Origin of the sequence: Chitinophaga costaii (genome assembly GCF_900094705.1) — a bacterium.
In the GTDB taxonomy this organism is placed as follows: domain Bacteria; phylum Bacteroidota; class Bacteroidia; order Chitinophagales; family Chitinophagaceae; genus Chitinophaga; species Chitinophaga costaii.
Genome location: NZ_FMAR01000004.1, coordinates 220,503 through 242,502 on the forward strand (window position 1 = coordinate 220,503; position 22,000 = coordinate 242,502).

Sequence of the window (22,000 nt, forward strand, 5' to 3'; positions counted from 1 at the left end):
GAATCGTGAGCAATAATTTCTCCTTAGCCAACAAAGTAGTAATCGTAACCGGTGGCACCGGTATTCTTGGTGGATCCTTCGTAAAAGGTGTTGTAGAAGCCGGCGGCGCCGTAGGTATCCTGGGCCGCAATGCCGCTGTAGCGGAAGAACGCGCAGCAGCTATTAATAAAGCTGGTGGCAAAGCCATTGGGCTGGTAGCCGATGTATTGAACGAGGGCGAGTTAAAAGCCGCCAAAGAAAAGGTACTCGCTGCTTTTGGCCGTATAGACGGGCTGGTAAACGGTGCGGGTGGCAACATTCCTGAAGGAGTATTACAGCCGGAGCAAGACGTGTTTAGCATGAACCTGGAAGGCATGAAAAAAGCCATGGACATCAACATATGGGGTTCCGTGCTGCCCACACAGGTTTTTGGGGAAGCCATTTCCCAAACAGGTTCCGGCAGTATCGTGAATATTTCCTCCATGAATTCTAAACGGGCCATCACCAAGGTGCTGGGCTATAATATGGGGAAAGCCGCATTGGATTGTTACAACCAGTGGTTTGCCGTGGAACTGGCCAACCGTTATGGCGATGCCATCCGGATGAACGCCATTGCACCGGGCTTTTTTCTCACGGAACAAAACCGCAGTCTGCTCACCAAACCGGAAGGTGGATATACTCCCCGTGGCGAGTTGGCAATCCGGCAAACACCCTTCAAACGCTTCGGTCATCCTGATGAACTGATTGGCGCCCTGGTGTGGCTGCTCAGTGATGCGTCGGCCTTCGTTACCGGGGCGATGATTTGTGTAGACGGCGGCTTCTCCATTTTCGGCGGCGTATAATCCACCCGCTTTTGTCCATTGTTTTACAGCTCCCCTACGTTATGAAAAATGAAAAGAAGGGATACCGCTGGGTAATTGTTATCCTGTTGCTTTTCTCCACGACCATTAATTACATGGACCGGCAGGTGATTTCCTACCTGAAGGAATATTTTTGTACGCCTGTAGCCCAAGGAGGCTTCGGGTGGACCAACATTGCATTTGCCGATATCACTTCCTCGTTCACTGCTTTTTATGCAGGTATGACCATTCTGGCGGGTTGGGTGATAAACCGTATCGGCACTAAACTTGGGTTGGCCTTGTCGCTCATCTGTTGGTCTTTGTTTGAACAGATGGCATTGGGTGGTTCCTGCTTTTCTGGCTGCCAGACTACTTGAAAAAACAATTTGGCATGACCGGCCATGAAGTGATGTTGCCCACCTTCATTGTGTATGGGGTGGCCATCACGGTCAGTGTGTTTGGCGGCAGTGTACCCATGTTGTTCTTCAACAAAGGATGGGAAGTGTACCGGGCGCGTATGACAGCCATACCGTGTCCGACATGTTCCCTAAAAAGGCCGTAGGCTTGGTAACCGGCATTGGCAGTATGGAGGGAAGCATTGGCGGCGTGCTGTTTCAGCAATTAGCTGGCCGGCTAAACCAGCATTACCACGCCACTCCACCTACCGCTTACCTGGTGTTGTTCTGCGTTTGCGCCTTCGCTTACCTGGTGCCTTGGTGCATCATGAAGCCATTGGTGCCACGATTTCGCCCGGTAGTGCTGCACGAATGAATGACCACGCGCTCCTGCGCCCTGGAATTAAATAATTTGTTGTACTTTACTCCAAGAACATGTTATGAAATTCTTTCGTAAAAACTGTTGCCGCGAGCGCATATGAATCTTGACGCCATTACCATCAGGGATATAGCCAGGGAGCTAAAACTTTCTGTATCTACTGTTTCCAAAGCCTTGCGGGATAGTTACGAGATCAGCGAAAAAACCAAGAAGCTGGTGTCTGCATATGCGGAGGAGCATAATTACCGTCCAAACCCAATTGCCCAAAGCCTTAAGAAAGGTCATAGCAAGTCTATTGGGATTGTAGTATCCTCTATCGATAACCAGTTTTATTCACAGGTGATCAATGGGATAGAATCCGTTGCTTATGAGGAAGGATACAATATTTTCATTACCCAGACCCACGAGCTGTTCGACCTGGAATTAAAAAATGTAAATCACCTGACCCATCGCTCCATAGACGGTTTGCTCATTTCCCTCAGCGCCGAAACCAGGGATGTAGAACACCTGAAAAGCCTGCACAAAAAAGGCCTGCCTATCGTTTTCTTCGATCGCGTATCAGACGAGATCAACACCCATAAAGTAACAGTCGATAATTATAAAGGCGCTTACGAAGCCACCATGCACTTGCTGCAAGCAGGCTACCAGCGTATTGCCCATATTACCAGCCCTGCGCAGTTGTCTATTACCGGCGGCCGCCTGAACGGTTATAAACAAGCCATCACCGATTATGGTCTGCCACTGAATGAATCGTATATCCATTACTGCATGCATGGCGGCAAAGATTTTCCGGAGATAGAACAGGCGGTGGATGCCCTGCTGGCCATGGAACAGCGGCCAGACGCTATTTTCACGGCATCGGACCGTATTACCACTTCAGTACTTTCCCTACTCCATAAAAAAAATATAGCCATTCCGCAGCAAGTTGCTTTGCTGGGGTTTACGAACACCCTGTTGGGCGAGGTACTGAACCCCTCCCTGAGTTGCGTGGTGCAACCCGCTTTTGAAATAGGTAAGCAAGCGATGGAGCTGCTCATCAGCCTCATTAAAAGCAAATATCCTGTTACGCAATTTGAAACAAGGGTGCTGCCTACTAGTTTATTTGAAAGAAATTCTTCGCGGCGGAATTGATTGTTTGCCGCATTGGTCTACAACTTACCCGAAAACGATTTTGTAAAAAATTATCCAGCCATCCTGTAATAGCCCTATTTTTGAACAAACGCGCCACGTTCATCCGCTTAAAAAATAGTTGTTTGAAAAAGATATTGTACCTGCTTATTGCCAGCTTGTATGCGGCTACCGCCAGTGCGCAAACGGTGATGGTGGATGCTTACTTTAACCATGAGCTGCGCACGCCCCCGGGAGGCGGTGAAAAAGTACCTTTCCATTATCGTTGGGAAGACACTACCAATACCGGTTTTTCTATCTGGGGACAGATCTTCCGCCAGCAGGGCGCCACCCTGCAAACCCTGGAAGTGGCTCCCAGCGCCGCTACCCTGAAGGCCAATGTGTACATCATTGCAGACCCGGATACTCAAAAGGAAACCGCCCATCCCAACCTTATTGAAAGCCATCAGATCGCTGCCATCCAAAAATGGGTGAAGGCCGGCGGCATACTGGTGTTGATGGCCAATGACAGCGCTAATGCAGAATTGCCTCATCTTAACCACCTGGCGGCGGTATTTGGCCTGCACTTCAATGACGACCTGCAAAACCATGTGGTGGACGATGCGCATTTTGAAGATGGCGCTATCTACCCGCAAAACGATCCGATTTTTACCACTGCTCAAAAAATATTTCTCAAAGATGTGGCCAGCATTAGCCTGAAAGGCCCTGCCCGGCCATCATTGAAGGCGAAGAATGGTGCCGTGATAGCAGCCACCATAAAGTATGGCAAAGGCAAAGTATTTGCCGTAGGCGATCCCTGGCTTTATAATGAATATGTGAATGGCCGATTGCCTGCCGCCTACCAGAACGACAAGGCCGCCGCAGACCTGGCGCGCTGGCTGCTGGCGCAAATTCCAGGGAAGATCAAATACAAAACAACCTGCTGCCGGATGGGTCGGGGATAGGCTTTGCGGAGCGAGATGCTTTGCACTACCAGTTGTACAACCTGGAGCCCTTAATCAAACTGGCGGTGATTATCCAGCGGGCCACGGGTAAAGATTATTATCATTATGTAGGGACTAACAAAGCCTCCATTGCCCATTGCGTGGAATGGACGGTACCCTTTATTACCGGCGAACTACAACATGCGGAATACGTGCACTCCAAAGTACCCTTCGATCGACAACGTGCGGCCATTAAGGAAAGCGCTTATAAAATTGGAGCAGATTTTAACCCGCAAGCCGGCCTTTATATGCTTACCCTGGCCGAATATTTCCAGCCCTCCCTGCATAAAGTAATTCTCACCCTGCAACCGGAGATCCATCGTGGTATAGCCTTCATACAGGTGCTGAATAAGGTACGCAGGAATGTACACACATAAAAAAGGCGCAAGCTGTTACACTTGCGCCGGGTGAGTAAAGAGGCTACCACTCCGCTTTATCACCTAAGTAAATGCTGCACACGGCTGGCAATTTTTGATGCCGCCGCGGCATCTAATAATATTTCACAGTTTGGGTGCAGTTGCACAACCGATGCAGGAATGTCGGTGGTTACAGGGCCTAAGATGGCCTGTTCAATGATGTCTGCCTTATGAGCGCCTTTGGCAATCAGTATGAGCTTGCGGGTGTGCATGATTTCTTTAATGCCCCGGGTAAGTCCGCCCAGTACAGTGGAGGGCGGCACCTGTGTTTCGCGGCGCACCCTTGCTTCAAAATCGGGGTCCATGGGCGATACCCAGGTCTGACTTTCGAAGGGGGTGCCAGGTTGGTTAATGCCAATATGCCCATTGGCGCCAATGCCCAGCATTTGCAGGTCTGCACCTCCCCGGGCCGACAAGGCCGCTTCAAAGTCACGCGCTTCTCTTTCAAAATCATCGGACATAGTGGGCGGCATGATAAAGTTTTCTGGAGGAAGGCCCAACGGACCCGCCAGCTGATTCCATATCATGGTATAACAACTGCCGCTATAGCTACGGGGCAGGTTGGTGAGCTCGTCTACGTTGAATAACGTGATGTTCGATACATCAAACGGATATTGCTGATGGATCTCCGACACGATAGCGTGCATGTTGATGGTGGTTTGTCCGGTAGACAGGCCAATAACTGCCGCAGGTTTTTCCAGCATCTGCGCAATGATGCGCCAGGCAGCGGTTACGTCGAATGCGCGTTCATCTTTCTCTATCGTTATTTTCATGCCTTACTTATAAATTTTTTAATTGTTCCGTAAAAAAAGTGTCGATGGCGGCGGCGGCCTCCGTTTCATCCGGCCCTTCCACCAGCACGGTGAGCGTGTCGCCTGCTTGGGTAGCCATGGCCAGTATATTGAGCATACTATTGAGCCGTACCGTTTTATCGCCCTTCTTTAAGCTAATTACCGATTGGTAGGTCTTTGCCAGCTTAATCAATGCCGTGGCGGGTCTGGCGTGAATGCCCGCTGCAGAATAAATCACATAGTCTTTTGAAATCATGGTGTAACGGCTTGTAAATATTGGGTGATATCCTGGGTAGTACCCATTTGCATCACCTGCTCGTAAATATTTTCGGCTTCCTCCACACTGCGTTGCAGGATAATATGTTTGATGGCCGGGATGCTGGCGGCGCTCATGGAAAATTGTCGCAAGCCCATGCCCAGCAACAGGAGTGTGGCAGTGGGATCGGCGGCCAGTTCTCCGCACAGGCTCACCGGGATGTGATGGCGTCGCCCCTGCGCAATCACGTTGGCGATAAGCCGCAGCACACCCGGGTTGTAGGGATCGTACAGGTAGGCCACCTTTTCATTCATACGGTCTGCCGCCAGTGTGTACTGACATAGGTCGTTGGTGCCAATGCTGAAAAAATCGCACTCCTTCGCCAGCATATCGGCCATTACGGCGGCGGAGGGTACTTCTATCATGATGCCTGCGGCCATATGGGCATTGTAAGGAATGCCTTCCATTTTCAATGCCTGCTTTTCCGCTTCCAGAATGGATTTGGCGTCGCGCAGTTCCTGCAGGTTAGCGATCATGGGAAACATTACCTTCAGCTGTCCGAATGCGCTGGCCCGTAAAATGGCCCTTAACTGGGTGCGGAAGATATCCTTCCATTCCCCCAAACACAGGCGGATGGCGCGATAGCCCAGGAAAGGATTTTGCTCCACCGGCAACGCATAGTAGGGCAGTTGCTTATCGCCCCCAATATCAATGGTGCGTATGGTGACCGGCTTTCCCATGGCTTGCAGGGCGGCGGCTTTATAAAATTGAAATTGTTCTTCTTCGGTGGGGAAATTGTTGCGGCCCATGAACAGCATTTCTGTGCGCAGCAATCCGGCACCCATGCCGAAGTGGTCAAATACCCCCTCCAGATCAGCGGCTCCGGAGATATTGCCCAGCAGGGTAATATCCGTGCCATCCAGGGTGCGGCAGGGCAGGTCTTTGAGGGAAAGCAACTGCTGTTGTTGTTGCACCTGTGCTTCCCGCTGCAGGATATAATCGCTGATGGTGGTGGTGTCGGGATTGCATAACACTTGTCCCTTAGCCCCATCTACAATTACAATGTCGTTATCCTTTACCTGTTCCAGAGCCTGTCCGCAACCTACCACGGCGGGCAGTCCCCGCGTCTTGGCAATGATAGCGGCGTGGGAGGTTTGCCCGCCGGTTTGGGTGGCAAATCCAATGACGTGGCGCGTATCTATGGCAATGGTATCGGAGGGGGCTATGTCTTCCGCAATCAAAATAGTATTGGGCGCAAATGCAAGCGGGGCTTTGTGTGTACCCTGCCGGAGCTGGGCCAGTAACCGCTGTCCAATGTCTTCCATATCTGCGGAGCGGGCATTCATATATTCATCTTTCAAAGAGCGGAACATTTGTACAACGTCGCGGATCACCAAGAGAATGGCATCGTGGGCGTTGAGGCGTTCCCGTGTGATCTTCTCCACCACATCGCTCCTGATCTGCGGATCGCTGAGCAACTCGAGCTGCGTGTCGAGCAGGTCCAGTTCTGCCTGCAGCAAAGTTTTGTGGGGCATATTTTTAAGGCCTTCCACCTCCGCCATGGCGTCTTTTACCGCCTGGTCGAACTGGTGGATGGCCTCCTGCGTTTCTGCATCGGTCTTCAGCAAAATGCCGGTAACAGCCGCCTCCTGCTTTCTCAATACCCGGGCCTTGCCAATAGCAATGCCCGGTGATACGCCAATTCCTTTCATGTTTTATCGTTTCAACCCTTAGGCAAACACGTGCAGCATACTGCCCACAAAACCCAGTACCAGTAAGCCTAAGAGTAAATAAGTAGTTTTAATATTTTTCTTCAAACCGTAAAAAACGGCAAAGGTAAGTGCCAGGGGTAAGAGGGCCGGAGCCACCTGGTTCAGAATACTCTGCACCGGCACGCCGGCATCTGCGTTGCCAATGACCAGCGGTGTGCTAATATTTATAAGCGTTGCCGGCATAGCACCTACCACCATCAATCCCAGGATGGCGGCACCATTGGTGAGGCGGTCCATGACATGACTCTTAGCCAGGTTTTGCAGGAACTTATTGCCTGCTTTATAACCGGTAAAGGTGAGGTTATAGCGCAGTAACAAGTGGGGTACATTAAAAATCAACAGGAAGAGGATAGGTCCTAAAATGCTGCCCTTGAGTGCCAGAGAAGTACCCACGCCTGCGGCAATGACTTTAAAAGTACCCCAGAACAGCGAGTCGAACACGCCGGCCAAAGGCCCCATCAGCCCAAGTTTCACGGCATTGATAGATGCTTCGTCGAACTCGGGCGACTGGCTGTTTTGCTCCTCCATGGCGGCGGTAATGCCGATGATGAGCGTAGACCCGTATGGACTGGTATTGAAAAACGTGAGGTGTCTTTTCAGCGCCCGGGCCATATCGTCTTTGCTTTTGTACAGCCGTTTCAGAACGGGGATAATGGAAAATGCGAAGCCGGTATTTTGCCAGGTCTCAAAATTAAAATTGGCTTCCAGGGCCATGGAGCGAAAGAAAAGGCTGCGAATTACCTTATCGGGCAAACTGGCCGGGGTAGCGGGTTCGTGACTTTCTTCCGGTGCCCCGAATTCATCCTCATCTGTAACGGGGGCTGGCTGGTGGGTAATGCCGGTGATCACAAGAGCAATTATAACGCCAAAGCCGCCAATTGCGATGACAGGTAGTTTTAAATAAGCAGCCAGCATGAAACCGAGGAAAAAGTAGGGAGCTACCTTTTTATTAAACATCAGGTTCATGAGCAGGGCAAAGCCCAGCGCCGGCAACATATTGCCCGCAACTTGCAGGCCGGTATTCACCCAGGCCGGTATTTTGTCCAGCAGCGTTTTCATGGCGTCTGCACCCAGTTGCAATGAGAGCAGCGTGATAAGGCCCATGAGCAAAGGTTTTAATAGGCCTGATGCCACATGCAGTTGCTGCACTTTTTTATAATTCCCCGCTTCGGCATAGCGCATGAACTTTTTATTAAACATGGGCCGGACTACAAACAGCCCGCTGAGTATCATTTCTGCCAGGATGGAAATGGGTACGGCCAGTGCCAGTGCAATGGCAGGTCCTTTGCCGCTCATGATGGCAAAGGCAGTTCCCAGTACGCCACCCGTGATCACGTCTGGCGGAATGGCGGCCCCCACCTTGATATTGCCCATAAAAATAAGCTCCAACGTGCCGCCGATAATGATGCCCTGGCTTACATCGCCCAGCACCAGCCCTACCAGGGGGCCCAGCACCAGCGGACGGCTCAGCAGGGAGGTGCCGAGAAAATCTTCTGCATGCCCAAACATGGCAACGAGCGTCAGGAGGATAAAAGTTGTTAGCAAAATGCAAATTATTTTGGTGGATATAATACTACGTATAGTCGTTTACGTTATATGAGTGTTTCCAATGCAGTTTTTTTGTCGGTGGGAACCTGCCGTACTTCCAATTCCAGGCCCTTGGCGAGCAGCTCCCGTGAAAGGGTAATATCGCCCTCGGTAAGCGCCACTGCTTTAGAAACCAGCCTGGCGCCCTCGCGGGTACGGATACCGCCAAAATTGATCGAAGTGATTTCTGGCAGGGCATTAGCCAGGGTATGTGCGTCCTGCACGGCATTCACCAGCACCAGCACTTTCAGCGGTTTACTACGCTCGTCTTGCAGGAAGGTAATGGCATCTGCCACGGACTTCACCAGCAGGCGGGCAGATGGCGGCCGGGCTATGCCCAGGGTCATCTTAATAAATTCATCTTTCGCTACCTTATCATTGGCCACCACCAGGCAATCTACGCCCAGCGCGGGTGTCCAGGCCATGGCTACTTGTCCGTGTACCAGCCGGTCGTCTATTCTTAATAACTTGATCATCTTTCCGGTATTAAATTATTCACATACACCAGTTGCTCACGCGCATGGGTTATAGCTTCGCCAATGATGGTGGCGGTAGGCGTATCTGTGTCTGCCATCATTATTTCAAGGAGCAGGGCGAGGTTAAAGCCCGCCACAATATGAACCCGTTCGCGCAAAGCCTGTTGCAATACTTGGTTGGTAATGCTGCCGCCCAGCAGATCCGTAAAAATGATCAGCTCTTCGTTGGCTGCCAACCCTTGTAAAGCTGCATCCAGTTCTTTTGTGATGCCTTCGTTGCCATCTGTATAAGCCGTGATCAATGTGATGTTACTGGTTTCTCCAATGATAATGTCCAGCGATGATTTCACCCCCGTGGCAAAGTGGCCGTGGGTGGCGATGATAAATTTTCTTTCCAACACTTATGGGTATTTGCCGATCAGGTGATTGTTGACAATAGTTTTTTTCAGCAGGTAGGGGTCTACCGGGCCTTGTTGTTTATACACGATCTTACCACCGGGTTCCACCAGCAGGGTATAGGGCAGTGCGCCCTGCCAGCTGGTATCGATGGCTTCAATGAGTTTATATTTATCGTCGACGGTAAATTGATAGTTTTTGCAGGAAGCCTGTTGCTTTTGCAGGAACTTCAATACCTGTGGACTTTTGGCGGCATTGTCTGCGCTAATGCTGATGAATTCAAAATCGCGGTCGCGGTACATACGGAACATGTCGATGAAGTCGGGGAATTCCTTGGTGCAAGGTCCGCACCAGGTGGCCCATACATTGATGAGGCGCAGTTTGTCCCCATTATTTTTTACCAGCTCCTGGATGCCTTTTACGTCTATGCTGTCTACCGTTACGGGTTCTTTGGCCCAGGCTTCCCGGGCCTTGGCTACGTCGTCGCGTTTTTCTGCCCACTTTACCGAGCAGCCGAAAATCTTGGTGGTTTTCACCGGCACTTCCTGGCCACTGAGCAGGGCGTTAATAGCATTGCGGGTATCATTATTTACCGGGGTTTTAAAGGGCGATTCGGTGTCATCGAAACGGCCATTATATACCAGCTTACGGGCAGCATCGAAAATGAAAACATGGGGCGTGGCTACTGGACCATATAATTTGGCCACTGCCTGGGTAGCACCATCGTAGAGATAGGGGAAATTGAACGCTTTTTCGCGGGCCCGCACTTTCATGTCTTCAAAGGAGTCGCCCAGGTCAGAGAAATCCAGTTCGTCCAGCCGAAGGGCCTTGTCGTCGTTAGGATTGATGGCAACTACGGCTACACCTTTGTTTTTATAGTCGTTAGTCAGCTGGATAAGGCGGTCTTCATAGGCCTGGGCGGTAGGGCAGTGGTTGCAGGTAAAAACTATGACCAGCACCTTGGCGCTTTTAAAGGAGGCCAGGGAGTAGGTTTTGCCGCTTACATCCGGCAGGTTAAAGTCTGGGGCCGTGCTGCCGATGGCGAGCGTAGGATGCCCCTCTCCCGGTAGGGTGGCGGCGGTGCCGCACAGGAAAGCGCAGCATAGGATTGACCAAAGTATTTTCATCGTGCGAAGGATTTTGGACGGTTGTAGGGTGGCTGGGCCTTCCCTACAGATGATGCTCAAATTTGCGGAGTATCAAGGGGAAATCCTAGTTTTGAGGCACTACATTACCACTACAAGCAGGCTGAAAGGGGCTTTTTTGCCACTACAGGGTGGGGAGTGGGGAGCCTATCCTGGAGATGTTCCGGCTTTGAAATACTTCATCCTGGGGTATACCTGGATTTAGGGTAAGCCCTTGATTTATGTTGGGTAGTACCTGCATGTTGCCTGGGCATTGGATAGGAGGCGTTAGGGAGCTTATTAGGCTTAATGTTGTGGCTGCTTATGGAGATATAATATGGCTGTGGCTGCCAGGGCTTGTTTAGTGGCAGAAAAATTTTGGAAGCTAAATTATTTCATTAGTTTTGCGTCCCGCTCGGTAATAATTAGTTACCAGATTCGGGACGTAGCGCAGCCCGGTAGCGCGCTTGCATGGGGTGCAAGAGGTCGCTAGTTCGAATCTAGTCGTCCCGACAAATACCTTCTGAGGTGGTTTTATCACTTCCTGAATGCTCGTAAACAGTTGGTTTACGGGCATTTTTTAGCTCCATATATAAGGGATGAGGATGCCAAAGGCAAGAATGGCAAAAGGCAGTAAACGTTAATATGAGCGCCTCCAAAATCAGTTTGTGGCGGCTTTTAGATCTGTCGCTGGAAGTGCAGTGGCCGGAAATATCATGGAAATCGGAATTTTATAACTACTAATAGGATGGGATACACACTTTTGGGTCAGTCAGGGGATGTTGGTAATTATAGCGATGGGTACGTTGCTGGAAATAATGGTTTATTATGGCCAGAAGCCAGGGTGGGCTTTGATGGTTATCAAATCTATCATGACATATTTATAGATGTTAAATGGCCAAGCTTTGAAGGCGAACCTACTAAGAAAGCTCAAGAACTTGGCTATGATGCTGGTTTTTATATGTTCGATCAAAATTAGATACCTGCAAAATTATATATCCAGTTAGAAAACTATTATGAAGAAATAAAATTTTATGCAGGTCGCTTATAATATAATGACAACTCCAACTACGGCAAAGGTAGTTGCCGGGAAAAAATTTTAAAAAAAGAGGAAAAGAAGCACCGATAGTATATCCTGGTGCTTAATGATATAGTTGGCAATATTCTTACTGGCCGCCTGCAGGGATTTATTGACCGCATCTTTGCCAATGCCAAGCGTAGCGGCTATTTCCGCATACGTCATGTGGTTTATACGGCTCCTTTGCCAGATTTTCTTCCGTTGGGCATGGAGCTCATCTATGTCTTTATCCAGTAAATTCCATTTGTCGGCGTCGGTATCCCCCTAAGTCGACCGTAAATCCTGTATTTGCCAGCGGGCTTGTTTGTTACGCTCATTGATGAGGCGTTTGAGGGCATTGCTGGCCCTGTTTTTTGAAAGGACATATAAAAATGCCCCGGGGTTTTGTACGGCAGGCAGCGTTTCGCGGGTCTGCCAGAGCTGAATGAAAATATCCTGCACTAACTCTTCCGATTCCCCCAGGTTGTTGGTAATCCTAAATATAAAGGTGTAAAGCCTGTCTGCGTACAAAGCTACAAACTGCGCGAATGCCTTTTCATCGCCATTGGCAATGCGTAAAAGTAGATCCCGGTCATGGTGCGTGTTACTATTTTCCAACGTTTGGTGCGTAAGTCACTGTAAACTTAATCTATTTTAGTAAAAGGCTGTACTCGCTCCGGTTCCGACCAATGCAATCTGCCATACTCATGTAGGTAAATGGGTCAAGACAAAACGGACTACCACCCTATACAATTTGACTACAATAATTACCAATTCAACTACTTTTTAGAAACTGACAATCAAGAATTTTGTGCTTGATATTTAAGTCGGTTTTTAAAAAACAATTAAAATAAAATTATGCAAAAAAGAAAATTAGGAAATAGCGGATTGGAAGTTTCTGCATTGGGATTTGGTTGTATGGGTTTAAACTTTTTGGATGGAAAAGGTCTTGATAAAAAAGATGCCATAACACTACTGCGCAACGCAGTGGAAAGGGGAATCACATTTTTTGATACTGCAGAAGCTTACGGACCTTACACCAATGAAGAGATTGTTGGAGAAGGATTACAGCCATATAGAAAAGAGGTTATTATAGCAACAAAATTTGGTTGTAAAGATGCCAGACCAACAACAGGTTTAGATAGCAGGCCCGAAACTATCAGGGCAGTAGTCGAAGCATCTTTAAAAAGATTAAAAACGGATTACATTGATCTGCTATATCAGCACAGAGTAGATCCGAATGTTCCAATAGAAGATGTTGCCGGAACAGTAAAAGACTTAATACAAGAGGGTAAAGTTCTATATTTCGGTTTATCGGAAGCAGGTGCAAAAACTATTCGCATGGCGCATTCGATTCAACCTGTAACAGCTTTACAAAGCGAATACTCTTTGTTTTGGCGGGAACCTGAACGTGAAATCATGCCAACATTAGAAGAGTTAGGAATTGGTTTCGTTCCATTCAGTCCTTTGGGCAAAGGCTTCCTGACAGGTACAATACATTCAAAATTAGCGGATGCTGACCGCAGAAATGTTATTCCTCGTTTCAGTGAAGAAAACATAAAAGCCAATCTGGTTTTAGTGGATGCACTTTCTGAAATTGCTAACCAGAAAAATGTTTCAACCGGACAATTAGCATTGGCTTGGATCTTAGCTCAAAAGTCTTGGATAGTACCCATTCCAGGGACTACAAAATTGCATCCTTTAGATGAAAATATTGGCAGTACAAATATTGTATTAACAGCTGATGAACTTGCAAAGATCAATACAACAGTGGATGGAATCACACTGGTGGGGGAGCGCTATCCCGAAGTTTTAGAAAAACAAATAGATAGATCATAAAGCAACACGAAGTGTGGGCAACCCTAAAATTTTTTGTATGCAAGCCGAGCAATGGGCTTGCATACAAAAATTTTCACACCAGTGAAGCAATATGTCCGTCAAAACAATTGATTACATTTGTAACAAGGAAATATGCAACGAAAATCTAACATAAATCATATTAAAAGTATATCGCAACTTATGCGGGCATTGGGGCTTCCTGCGCCATTGCACCCATTGATTACATTGGTTGATTACAATAATGTCTCACCCGAAATATTTCCAAAAGGGCAAAAAACAAGTTTCGATTTTTATAAAATTTCTTTTAAGCCTACATTCGTAGGACACATAAAATACGGACAAGGATATTACGATTTTGAAGAAGGCGGATTAGCATTTGTGAAACCTAGACAAATTGTTTTTCCACCAGAAGATATAGAAAGCTATGAAGGTATTGCTTTGTATTTTCATTCGGACTTTATACGCAATTATCCATTAGGAAATACAATCAATCAATACGGATTTTTCGCTTACGATGTTTCCGAGGCCTTGTTTTTATCGGCTAAAGAAAAGGAAATTATAGCTAATTTATTCGCTGTGATAGCAAGTGAACTAAATACTAATATTGACAAGTTCAGCCACGACGTATTGGTTTCGCAGTTAGAATTATTATTGAATTACAGTAATCGTTTTTACGACAGACAATTTATAACAAGAAAAGCCGTCAATCACGACATTATTACTTCGTTGGACAAGTTGTTATATCATTATTTTGAGGAAGAAAACAAATTGCCATCTGTTAAAAATATTAGTTCAGCATTAAAAATATCACAACGCTATTTAAGCGATATGTTGCGATCATTAACAGGGCTAAACACACAACAATACATTCAGAACGCAATCATAGAAAAAGCCAAAGAAAAATTATCAACGACTAACCTTTCTGTTTCTGAAATTGCTTATGAATTGGGCTTTGAACATTCACAATCGTTCAGCAAACTTTTCGGGACAAAAACTAGCGTTTCGCCTTTAGAATTCAGACAGTCGTTTAACTAAAAGACATCAGCAAGCAAATTGCTAAAAGCCACTTGCCACTAATGGTGCTGGTGGCAATAGTAAGGCGACCCCTGCAAACGCCAGCAGCCGGTCTTCTGACAGATATTCAACCCGGCAACTCCCGACATAGGAAAAAATCCCCCAAATCCACCCAACGGAAATTTAAAAGGGTCAATAGGTGATACACCTATTGACCCTAGATTTGACACAGGAGTAAGTCTTGTGTCCATCATTAATAAGTACCTTAAATAAGCCGTTTGCAATAAGATCGGCAATCAGTATTTCATTTTACAAGAAATGCATTGTTCCAAAACAGGCAAAGCATGAAGCCGGAACATGGTGTTATTAGTATCCAGGGTTCCTTTTCAGGTTGGCATTAACGGCCAGCTGCTGGTTGGGAATCGGAAAGAGTAGGTTCCTGGGAGCATCGGTGGGTTTCTCTTGCCAGGGTTGCAGGAACTTTCCAAAACGCACCAGGTCCAGGCGGCGGGAGCATTCCCAGTAAAATTCCCGGCCCCTTTCATCCAGCAGTTCATCCAGGTCTACCGAGGTCAGTGCGGCTACGCCACGGGCCGTACGCACCTGGTTCACCAGCGGCAATGCGCCGGCGGCATTTGACTGGCGCAGCAGGGCTTCCGCTTTCATCAGCAATACATCGGGATAGCGATAGTATACAAAATCATTATCTACCTTCCCGCTTCCATCGTTTGCATAATCAGGACTGTATTTTAATACCCTGATGCCAGTTACTTCCAGGTTGTTGCCTGTTTCAATGCTGCTCACTTCCGGGGTGAAGATGAGGGGGGCGCCGGTTCTGTCTTGCAGCGGCTCATCTGTTGTCAGGTTATATTGTTGCCCTACCAGGAAACCTACATTTACACGCTTACCTGGGTTGGCAGGGCCGCCTGTGCCGGTGGGGTAGGCCACGCCTCTTCTTACATCGTTCGCGGTAAATTTGTTGTAAAAATCAGACAGTGTAGCCCAGCCATTCCAGCCTGGAGGCGCCTGGTTATAGTGCATGACGGTATGCCAAATGGCATTCAGACCGCCGGCGTCTACCCCGCCTATATTTTCCGCGGTGAAAATATTCTCTTTGGACAGGCTGCCATTGGTAGGTGAAAAATTATCAAAGTAGCTGGCGCTGAAAGTATACTGCCCGCTGTTAATAATCTCATCTGCCAGTGTGACCACTTTCGCCAGATCGGTGTTATCAAAGGTGGGTGTTGCACGATTGGCAAACACGCCTTTGTTCAGGTAGCACTTCATCAGCAGTACACGGGCTGCGTCTTTATTGGCTTTCGTGATATTGGCCCTGGCAGTAGCCACATCCGGCAGGTTGGGCATTACTTCATTTACTTCACTTATAATATAATCCAGCGCTGCGGTGCCGGTTCTTACCCTTGCTGCTTCGGTTACTTGTTCACCGGGGTCTCTGTAAGGTACCTGGTCAAAAAAGTCCAGTATGCTGAACATCGCAAAAGCCCTGAGAAAGCGGGCTTCCGCGGCTTGTTGCGTAGAAGGATTGAACTGCAGGATGTCGGTTGCGGTGTACACTACACCACCGAGGTTATTAAAAGCGTCGCGTATGTGAATGTTATCGCCATCCCATTGATGGGAGTGTAATACGCGCCATACGCCATTGTCATCCCAGTCGCCGCCGCGGGTGGGGGCTATCAACTCATCGGTGCTCATTTCCGACAGCGCAAATACCTGGTCATTGCTTTGATAGGGCAGGCGCATGGCGTTGTAAACGCCTCTTAGCAGTGCCTCTGCGGAACCGCTACTGCCGCTTACCTGTTCGTTGGTGGCTTCCCCTTGAAGCTTTTCATCCAGCTTGGTGCATCCCGTCCATAACAGGATACCAGAGAGGAGGGTTATTATCTTTAGGTGTTTCATATAAACCAGTTTTTTAGATTAAAGTGAAAAATTAACACCCAGCGTGAACGTACGGGCGGAGGGGTAGGGTTGATACTCTATGCCTGCTGATGGCACTCCACCGGAGGTGGATATGCCTGTTTTGGCATCTGCGCCAGGCGTACCGCTGCTCTTGTCAACATTCACTTCCGGGTCAAAGCCCTTGAATTTGGTAAGCACAAAGAGATTCTGCCCTGTGAAATATACATTCATACCTTTTATCACATTACCAATATCCCCGATGGTATAAGACAGGGTTACGTTGGCCATCTTCATGTAATTGCCATTCTCAATAAAACGGGAAGAGGAGGTAACCCTGTTGGAGAGCGCTTCTTGTATAGGAGCGTCTAAAACGGCTACGGCTATATTACGCGCAGCCCGGAGGTTGCTTAAGTTCACCACGGTATTGAAGGTGTTGTTATAGATCTTATGACCAAAAGCGCCGTTCATGTTAGCGGTAAGTGTTAGTTTCTTATACGCCAGCGTGGTGGTGATGCCCAGCAGCCGGGTGGGATTGGGGTTTCCCTGGTAGCTTAAACTATCGCCATTCGGGTAAATGGACTGCCCATCTTTATCCATACCACCATAGGTGCGGGTATAAAAGCCGTTAATAGGCAGGCCGTTGTTAATGATTTCTACTAGCGTGCCGGAAACGCCCTGCCCGTTTAGCTGGCCGGTGTAAATGGGGGCCGACATCCTGCTTACATTATTTTTAAGGAAGGTGGCGTTTACGCCCAGGTCCCAGCTAAAGTCTTTACCCTGTACAATGCTGGCGTTCACCATAACTTCAAAGCCTTTGTTAATGATCTGTCCATCCAGGTTCTTCCAGGTGATGGTAGATTGTGAAGCGGCAGGTTGTATGGCTACTGTAGGGTATAGCAGGTCGGAGGTTGTTTTATTAAAATAATCAACAGCACCGGTGATGCGGTCGTGTATAATGGAGAAGTCCAGCCCTATGTTGTATTGCTTATCGGACTGCCATTTCAGGTCATCATTTTCATTGCTTGTTTTGCTAAGTACACCATTTGGCAGAAAAGAGTTCCTGGCCTGTGAACCACCCGCAGGAAACTCCTGGTTGCCGGTACGGCCCCAGCCGCCTCTCAGTTTTAGGTTGGTTACAAAACCTTTGGTAAAGAAACTTTCGTTACTGATGTTCCATGCAACTGCAAAAGAGGGGAAATAACCATAACGGTTGTTACGCCCAAATTTGGTGGAACCATCTGATCTTAAGGTTCCGGTTAGCAGGTAGCGATCTTTCAGGTTTAAGTTTACCCTGCCAAAGTAGGATTGCAGTTCTGAAATGGGATCTGCAAAGGAAGTGATCACCCGGCCGGCTGCATTGGAGTACTGGATGTAATTTGTGATATCCAGCCCATAGTTGCCAAAACCGCCAGGCTGTGCGGGGCCCAGGCCGTTCATGTAAGCACCCTTGTTCTGGAATTTCATATACTCGTACCCTATCAGCGCATTCAGGTGCAGGTTTGTAGTAAGCGCTTTATTATAAGTCAGCGTATGGGTAAACTGTTGGGTGGTTAATTCAGTATTCCCGATGTTAGCCCAACCCAGGCCTGATGGCGGATTTACATTAATGCCAAAGGTGTTTAGGTTAATGCCACCTTCCACCGATGTTCGCCTGTTGCCGCTGCTATAGTTTACGCTGTATTGCATACGGTACTCCAGGTCGTTGGTGATCTTAAAGTAGGGCGATACACTAGCCAGGATGGTGGTCACCTTTGTTTTATCGTGGTACACCTGCAACATGGCTACGGGGTTCACTGCGCTGCTGCCTTGTTTAATATTCAGGGTACCATCATCATTGTATAATGCTTCGGTAGGGTTCCATTGCAATGCCTGGCCTATAAGGCTGTTGGAAAAACCGGCGTCGTTGGAAATGGGAGGGATATTTTCCTGGTATTGATTGGCGATCATGTTCACATCAATCCCCAGTCTTTTGCTGCGCAGGAATTTAAAACCAGCGTTCAGGCCAAAGCTGTATTTTTTAAAGTCGGAGTTTTTAACAATGCCCTGTTGGTCCAGCATGCCGCCTGAAACGCGGTATTTGGCATTTTCTGTGCCGCCACTCACGCCTACGTTGTAGTTTTGGGTAACAGCGGTACGGAGTATGGCGTCCAGCGCATCTACGTTTGCACCTTTATCGTTGGTGGTACCCAGGTCCCATTTCTGTAATGCCTGCCGGTACTGTGCACCATCCAGCACATCAATTCGGCGCATAATATTACTAACGCCTACAGAAGCGCCTATATCCAGTTTAGGCTCGCCGATCTGGCCTCTTTTAGTGGTAATAAGCACTACGCCATAGGCTGCCCTGGACCCGTAAATGGCGGTGGCGGATGCGTCTTTTAATACATCCACGGAGGCAATATCAAACGGGTTAATAAAGTTAAGCGCATTACCCCCGGGAATGTTTCCGAGCTCTGGCACATTTACGCTAGGCCTGGCGGAACGACCGTCCAGTGGTACCCCATCCACTACATACAGTGGCTGGCCGGTGCCTGTTAATGCGGCATTTCCCCGGATCCTTACGGTGGTGGCGGCACCGGGCTGCCCGCTGTTGGATACTATTTGTACACCGGCTACCTTGCCCTGCACGAGCTGGTCTGGTGCGGTAAAGGTGCCCTTGTTAAAATCCTTGGCCTGTATGGATGCAACAGCGCCGGTGAGGTCTTTTTTACGCACGGTGCCATATCCCACTACCACCACATCGGTAAGTTGGGTGCTGTTTGCCTGTAATACAACGGTCACATTGGTTTTACCGGCAATGCTAATCTCCTGGCGGGGGTAACCTACATAAGAGATGATGAGTGTGGTAGCATTGTCGGCGGCGTTCACCTTAAACGTACCATCCGCGCCTGCTGCTGTACCACTATTGGTGCCCTTGATCTGTATGGTGGCGCCGGGAATCGGATCGCCTTTTTCGTCTATTACCCTACCGGTAACAGTTCTCGTCTGTGCATGGGTTATGCCCGCTATCAGCAGTAATAAGTAGCATAACTTACGCACTTTGCGAAATAAAACATTGTTCATAAAATGGATTTATTGGTTTGTGGAATTGATGATGGGGCCAAAAAATTGTGCACTTTGTCAGGGTAATTAGTGAATCATGGAGGTTGTTATACGTGGAAATGTATGCTTAATGGGATTAGTTTTTTGATGGAAATAACGTGTTGGGCTGTCAGAAAAGAATGTGCCGGGTCAAATGCTTTTTGCAGTAAATGATGATCACTTCAATCCTGATTTTTTTTATAAAAATAAGTCAAAGTACCGGATATTAGAACACATGCTTGTATAGTGGGGTATTAACCCGGAGGAATATAATATAGCGCAATTTTTTTTTGTGCCAAATGCTTTCACTAAAATAAAAAACGTCTATAGGTCATAGACTTAGAGGCGTTTGATAGGTCTTCTTTATTTATGCTGGAATTGAAGGAAGCCCAGTAGCAGATTTATAAACTGTTAAAAACCGTTAGCCTGTAAATGTCATCATTCCCTGAGTTATCAAATGCCAGCCAAGGCTGTAAAGATACATAGGGGGTGCATGGTCCGTAGGTGACAAGTTTAATTTTTCTGTGAAGGGATTCTTGCTGCAACAGCGCTAATACTGCTTGCAGAATTTCTCCTTTGAATGGGGTGAACATAAAAAAAACGGTGCCGGTGGAATAGTCTGTATTTCTTGCGTCCTCATTTAAAAATAGCACATTCGATAATTGAAGTGCAGCAGCGCATTCCTGCGCATAGTTGTAAAATGCAGGTTCAAATTCCACGCCCCTCACCTTTATACCGGTGAGTAGGTTTACCAGTATAGATACTTGTCCAAGGCCGGCGCCTATATCAAAAAAAACGTCTTCTTCCCTGAATTGTACCTTCTCTACCAGTTCAAACACCACCCTGGCGGGCGTTTTATAAAACGTGATCATTTCTGGTTCCAGGTTTTTGGTCTGCACCGGCATGGTAGGGATGTTGGATAGACCATTGATCAGGACATCCAGGCTATCGTAGGCGCTTATTTCAGTGTATTCGTTATGATCGTTGTTAAATTTTACATATGAATTGATGAGGTTTTTGAACGCCTGTCCGCTGTATTTTGCTGCGCGGATGTCTGCACGGAGCCTTTGGAATAACTTGGCATCAATGGCTTCCATGGCTGATTTTAAGTGGTATGCCTGGTGCTGGAGCAGCAATGCTTGTTCTGCCTGTGCGGGCTGTTGCTGCATGGCTGCAAGCTGCCCCAATACTTGAAAATCCAAGAAATCCGTTACCTCCATGCGCGCCTCAAAATTTTTCTCTTCCAGGAGAGAGGTATTATTTGCAGAGGATTCAATATAAGATGCTATCTCATTCATGATCATAATCAAAAATACAAATAATGAAAATATGAAATTTTATTTTACCATTTGTACACATGGTCTTACTGGCTTATGGATAGGGTGTGCTGGATAGTGCAATACAGGAATATCCTACCCGCTTACTGGATATTTTTGGTTCATTATACTGCATAAGAATGACAGAAAAATTTTAAAAAATGATTTATTTGATTACTTTTGCCTCCCGCTGGCAGAGAAGCCGGTCACCGGATTCGGGACGTAGCGCAGCCCGGTAGCGCGCTTGCATGGGGTGCAAGAGGTCGCTAGTTCGAATCTAGTCGTCCCGACACATTTAAAAAGCCTTCAGGTTATTACTTGAAGGCTTTTTTGCGCTGCGTTTTTGAATGCTTGGTAAAGGCAATTTGAAATGCTATCTGTAGATATTGCTTCTTCAATTGTATCGCATTCTTTCAATGGATCTACCTGTTTTCGTGTTGTGCTTTTCCTTATGTCTTTATATGGTATTTTACCCTGCAAGGTTGTTCAGCAGATCAGTAATAACCTGGGTTGTCCAGGCTTTTCTCGGGGTGCACGGTGAATGCAAGGAAGAACGGGACTACCAGGATAATCAACCGCCAACCGCCAGAGGTTGCCAAGCCCTACTTTTATTGGACAAGCATTAGGTATAGGCTGGTAGTGTAAATCATAGCAATGTTCACTTAAGAAAAATTCAAAATCTTCTGACGCTCCATGGTATTGTTGTTGAAGGGCATCCCGTATTTCCGGGATAAGCACTTTCTTTACTGCCTGTGAATTGGGTAATATTTCACTTGGCTCGCCATAATAAGTGCATAAAAAGGTATCGAGCGGTTCGGGAGCATAGTCTGCATGAAAAGAATACACATCCGTTGGGAAAAACGAATTGATATCGTCCCGGTCATACTGATTGATCACATTCAGCATGGGCGAGGCACCCTGAGCTTCCAATGCTTTCATGTCATGTAAAAGCATTTCTCGGGCCAGTTGTCCTTGTTCGCTCAATAAAAGTGCACGAAGATCATCCTGTTCCACTATCGTTATATTCCCATTATGCGCTACCTTCTCAACAATTTCAGAAAAGTCACCTACTAATTTACGCGTCCAGCAAACCGCATTAACTGCTCCACTAAATGGGGTAGCCACCAGGTCCTGAAAATTTGTGACACAATGAATCTGTTGTCCCAGGTAAGGTATTGACATTATATTTCCCCCTCATTTAAAGTTAGCAGTAAAAAAAGTTATAATTCATCATTCATAATTCATAATTTATAAT

Annotated in this window: 23 protein-coding genes and 2 tRNA genes; 12 read left to right on the forward strand and 13 right to left on the reverse strand. The window is 47.5% G+C overall.

Annotated elements, in window-relative coordinates; genetic code table 11:
- The first annotated feature begins 5 nt into the window (after window positions 1–5).
- From GA0116948_RS07895 to GA0116948_RS07910, 7 genes are all read left to right on the forward strand, one after another.
- Complete coding sequence (locus GA0116948_RS07895) at window positions 6–821, forward strand: SDR family oxidoreductase (RefSeq protein WP_240619157.1); 816 nt, start codon at window positions 6–8, stop codon at window positions 819–821.
- 11 nt (window positions 822–832) lie between these two features.
- Window positions 833–1,195 (forward strand): MFS transporter, encoded by a 363-nt coding sequence (locus tag GA0116948_RS21425; RefSeq protein WP_211434878.1) that lies wholly within the window; start codon window positions 833–835, stop codon window positions 1,193–1,195.
- On the forward strand, window positions 1,192–1,380 hold the full coding sequence (locus tag GA0116948_RS21430; protein WP_205686071.1) for a hypothetical protein: 189 nt from the start codon (window positions 1,192–1,194) through the stop codon (window positions 1,378–1,380). The genes GA0116948_RS21425 and GA0116948_RS21430 overlap by 4 nt, the downstream gene beginning before the upstream one ends.
- On the forward strand, window positions 1,359–1,589 hold the full coding sequence (locus tag GA0116948_RS21435) for a hypothetical protein (protein ID WP_205686070.1): 231 nt from the start codon (window positions 1,359–1,361) through the stop codon (window positions 1,587–1,589). Before GA0116948_RS21430 ends, GA0116948_RS21435 begins: the two co-directional genes overlap by 22 nt.
- Window positions 1,590–1,691: 102 nt before the next feature.
- A complete protein-coding gene (locus tag GA0116948_RS07905) occupies window positions 1,692–2,723 on the forward strand; it encodes a LacI family DNA-binding transcriptional regulator (protein ID WP_089710843.1) in 1,032 nt (343 codons plus the stop codon).
- Between the two features lie 122 nt (window positions 2,724–2,845).
- Entirely contained in the window at window positions 2,846–3,664 is an 819-nt protein-coding gene (locus GA0116948_RS21580) for a DUF4350 domain-containing protein (RefSeq protein ID WP_240619156.1), read from the forward strand.
- The gene (locus GA0116948_RS07910; RefSeq protein ID WP_394363572.1) at window positions 3,661–4,080 is read left to right on the forward strand and encodes an alginate lyase family protein; all 420 of its coding nucleotides are present in this window, start codon (window positions 3,661–3,663) and stop codon (window positions 4,078–4,080) included. The genes GA0116948_RS21580 and GA0116948_RS07910 overlap by 4 nt, the downstream gene beginning before the upstream one ends.
- A 59-nt stretch (window positions 4,081–4,139) precedes the next feature.
- On the opposite strand, the gene GA0116948_RS07915 is transcribed toward GA0116948_RS07910, so the two are convergent.
- The 7 genes from GA0116948_RS07915 to GA0116948_RS07945 are packed head-to-tail and all read right to left on the reverse strand — an operon-like array spanning window position 4,140 to window position 10,524.
- The gene (locus GA0116948_RS07915) at window positions 4,140–4,892 is read right to left on the reverse strand and encodes a 6-phosphogluconolactonase (protein WP_089710847.1); all 753 of its coding nucleotides are present in this window, start codon (window positions 4,890–4,892) and stop codon (window positions 4,140–4,142) included.
- A 7-nt stretch (window positions 4,893–4,899) separates the two neighbouring features.
- Entirely contained in the window at window positions 4,900–5,166 is a 267-nt protein-coding gene (locus GA0116948_RS07920; protein ID WP_089710849.1) for an HPr family phosphocarrier protein, read from the reverse strand.
- Complete coding sequence (ptsP, locus tag GA0116948_RS07925) at window positions 5,163–6,878, reverse strand: phosphoenolpyruvate--protein phosphotransferase (RefSeq protein ID WP_089710851.1); 1,716 nt, start codon at window positions 6,876–6,878, stop codon at window positions 5,163–5,165. Before ptsP ends, GA0116948_RS07920 begins: the two co-directional genes overlap by 4 nt.
- An 18-nt stretch (window positions 6,879–6,896) precedes the next feature.
- Window positions 6,897–8,483: a PTS system mannose/fructose/sorbose family transporter subunit IID gene (locus GA0116948_RS07930; protein WP_123891724.1), complete on the reverse strand. Its 1,587-nt coding sequence runs from the start codon at window positions 8,481–8,483 to the stop codon at window positions 6,897–6,899.
- 47 nt (window positions 8,484–8,530) lie between these two features.
- Window positions 8,531–9,001, reverse strand: coding sequence for a PTS sugar transporter subunit IIB (locus GA0116948_RS07935; protein ID WP_089710855.1), 471 nt, complete (start codon window positions 8,999–9,001; stop codon window positions 8,531–8,533).
- Window positions 8,998–9,399 carry a PTS sugar transporter subunit IIA gene (locus GA0116948_RS07940; protein ID WP_170876075.1) on the reverse strand — a complete coding sequence of 134 codons (402 nt, stop codon included), beginning with the start codon at window positions 9,397–9,399 and terminating at the stop codon, window positions 8,998–9,000. The genes GA0116948_RS07935 and GA0116948_RS07940 overlap by 4 nt, the downstream gene beginning before the upstream one ends.
- Window positions 9,400–9,402: 3 nt before the next feature.
- Window positions 9,403–10,524 (reverse strand): redoxin domain-containing protein, encoded by a 1,122-nt coding sequence (locus GA0116948_RS07945; protein WP_089711156.1) that lies wholly within the window; start codon window positions 10,522–10,524, stop codon window positions 9,403–9,405.
- A gap of 436 nt (window positions 10,525–10,960) precedes the next feature.
- Between GA0116948_RS07945 and GA0116948_RS07950 the strand changes: the two genes are divergently transcribed.
- Together GA0116948_RS07950 and GA0116948_RS07955 are read left to right on the forward strand one after the other, a co-directional pair.
- Window positions 10,961–11,034: transfer RNA gene (locus tag GA0116948_RS07950), tRNA-Pro, on the forward strand.
- A gap of 235 nt (window positions 11,035–11,269) precedes the next feature.
- Window positions 11,270–11,500: a hypothetical protein gene (locus tag GA0116948_RS07955; RefSeq protein WP_089710860.1), complete on the forward strand. Its 231-nt coding sequence runs from the start codon at window positions 11,270–11,272 to the stop codon at window positions 11,498–11,500.
- Between the two features lie 120 nt (window positions 11,501–11,620).
- Here the strand turns inward: GA0116948_RS07955 and GA0116948_RS21230 are convergent, their stop codons facing one another.
- Window positions 11,621–11,833 (reverse strand): sigma factor-like helix-turn-helix DNA-binding protein, encoded by a 213-nt coding sequence (locus GA0116948_RS21230; RefSeq protein WP_394363573.1) that lies wholly within the window; start codon window positions 11,831–11,833, stop codon window positions 11,621–11,623.
- A gap of 30 nt (window positions 11,834–11,863) precedes the next feature.
- Window positions 11,864–12,196 (reverse strand): RNA polymerase sigma factor, encoded by a 333-nt coding sequence (locus GA0116948_RS07960; RefSeq protein WP_089710862.1) that lies wholly within the window; start codon window positions 12,194–12,196, stop codon window positions 11,864–11,866.
- A 240-nt stretch (window positions 12,197–12,436) separates the two neighbouring features.
- Between GA0116948_RS07960 and GA0116948_RS07965 the strand changes: the two genes are divergently transcribed.
- Together GA0116948_RS07965 and GA0116948_RS07970 are read left to right on the forward strand one after the other, a co-directional pair.
- Window positions 12,437–13,417, forward strand: coding sequence for an aldo/keto reductase (locus tag GA0116948_RS07965; protein WP_089710864.1), 981 nt, complete (start codon window positions 12,437–12,439; stop codon window positions 13,415–13,417).
- A 132-nt stretch (window positions 13,418–13,549) separates the two neighbouring features.
- Window positions 13,550–14,452: a helix-turn-helix domain-containing protein gene (locus GA0116948_RS07970; protein WP_089710865.1), complete on the forward strand. Its 903-nt coding sequence runs from the start codon at window positions 13,550–13,552 to the stop codon at window positions 14,450–14,452.
- A gap of 345 nt (window positions 14,453–14,797) precedes the next feature.
- Here GA0116948_RS07970 and GA0116948_RS07975 read toward each other — a convergent pair whose 3' ends face one another.
- From GA0116948_RS07975 to GA0116948_RS07985, 3 genes are all read right to left on the reverse strand, one after another.
- Window positions 14,798–16,348, reverse strand: coding sequence for a RagB/SusD family nutrient uptake outer membrane protein (locus tag GA0116948_RS07975; protein ID WP_089710866.1), 1,551 nt, complete (start codon window positions 16,346–16,348; stop codon window positions 14,798–14,800).
- 18 nt (window positions 16,349–16,366) lie between these two features.
- Window positions 16,367–19,411 carry a SusC/RagA family TonB-linked outer membrane protein gene (locus GA0116948_RS07980; protein WP_089710868.1) on the reverse strand — a complete coding sequence of 1,015 codons (3,045 nt, stop codon included), beginning with the start codon at window positions 19,409–19,411 and terminating at the stop codon, window positions 16,367–16,369.
- Between the two features lie 419 nt (window positions 19,412–19,830).
- Window positions 19,831–20,727, reverse strand: coding sequence for a class I SAM-dependent methyltransferase (locus GA0116948_RS07985; protein WP_165798367.1), 897 nt, complete (start codon window positions 20,725–20,727; stop codon window positions 19,831–19,833).
- A gap of 234 nt (window positions 20,728–20,961) precedes the next feature.
- Here GA0116948_RS07985 and GA0116948_RS07990 point away from each other — a divergent pair.
- Window positions 20,962–21,035 (forward strand) — tRNA-Pro (locus GA0116948_RS07990).
- Window positions 21,036–21,231: 196 nt separating this feature from the next.
- Here the strand turns inward: GA0116948_RS07990 and GA0116948_RS07995 are convergent.
- Complete coding sequence (locus GA0116948_RS07995) at window positions 21,232–21,927, reverse strand: hypothetical protein (RefSeq protein ID WP_089710872.1); 696 nt, start codon at window positions 21,925–21,927, stop codon at window positions 21,232–21,234.
- Window positions 21,928–22,000 lie beyond the last annotated feature (73 nt).

Bases quoted from the DNA above. Each gene is read 5' to 3' on its own strand.
- GA0116948_RS07945 (WP_089711156.1), bottom strand. From the start codon at position 10,524: ATGAAAATACTTTGGTCAATCCTATGCTGCGCTTTCCTGTGCGGCACC.
- GA0116948_RS07975 (WP_089710866.1), bottom strand. From the start codon at position 16,348: ATGAAACACCTAAAGATAATAACCCTCCTCTCTGGTATCCTGTTATGG.
- GA0116948_RS07915 (WP_089710847.1), bottom strand. From the start codon at position 4,892: ATGAAAATAACGATAGAGAAAGATGAACGCGCATTCGACGTAACCGCT.
- ptsP (WP_089710851.1), bottom strand. From the start codon at position 6,878: ATGAAAGGAATTGGCGTATCACCGGGCATTGCTATTGGCAAGGCCCGG.
- GA0116948_RS07920 (WP_089710849.1), bottom strand. From the start codon at position 5,166: ATGATTTCAAAAGACTATGTGATTTATTCTGCAGCGGGCATTCACGCC.
- GA0116948_RS21435 (WP_205686070.1), top strand. From the start codon at position 1,359: ATGTTCCCTAAAAAGGCCGTAGGCTTGGTAACCGGCATTGGCAGTATG.
- GA0116948_RS07905 (WP_089710843.1), top strand. From the start codon at position 1,692: ATGAATCTTGACGCCATTACCATCAGGGATATAGCCAGGGAGCTAAAA.
- GA0116948_RS07970 (WP_089710865.1), top strand. From the start codon at position 13,550: ATGCAACGAAAATCTAACATAAATCATATTAAAAGTATATCGCAACTT.
- GA0116948_RS07955 (WP_089710860.1), top strand. From the start codon at position 11,270: ATGGGATACACACTTTTGGGTCAGTCAGGGGATGTTGGTAATTATAGC.
- GA0116948_RS07935 (WP_089710855.1), bottom strand. From the start codon at position 9,001: ATGATCAAGTTATTAAGAATAGACGACCGGCTGGTACACGGACAAGTA.
- GA0116948_RS07980 (WP_089710868.1), bottom strand. From the start codon at position 19,411: ATGAACAATGTTTTATTTCGCAAAGTGCGTAAGTTATGCTACTTATTA.
- GA0116948_RS07985 (WP_165798367.1), bottom strand. From the start codon at position 20,727: ATGAATGAGATAGCATCTTATATTGAATCCTCTGCAAATAATACCTCT.
- GA0116948_RS07965 (WP_089710864.1), top strand. From the start codon at position 12,437: ATGCAAAAAAGAAAATTAGGAAATAGCGGATTGGAAGTTTCTGCATTG.
- GA0116948_RS07995 (WP_089710872.1), bottom strand. From the start codon at position 21,927: ATGTCAATACCTTACCTGGGACAACAGATTCATTGTGTCACAAATTTT.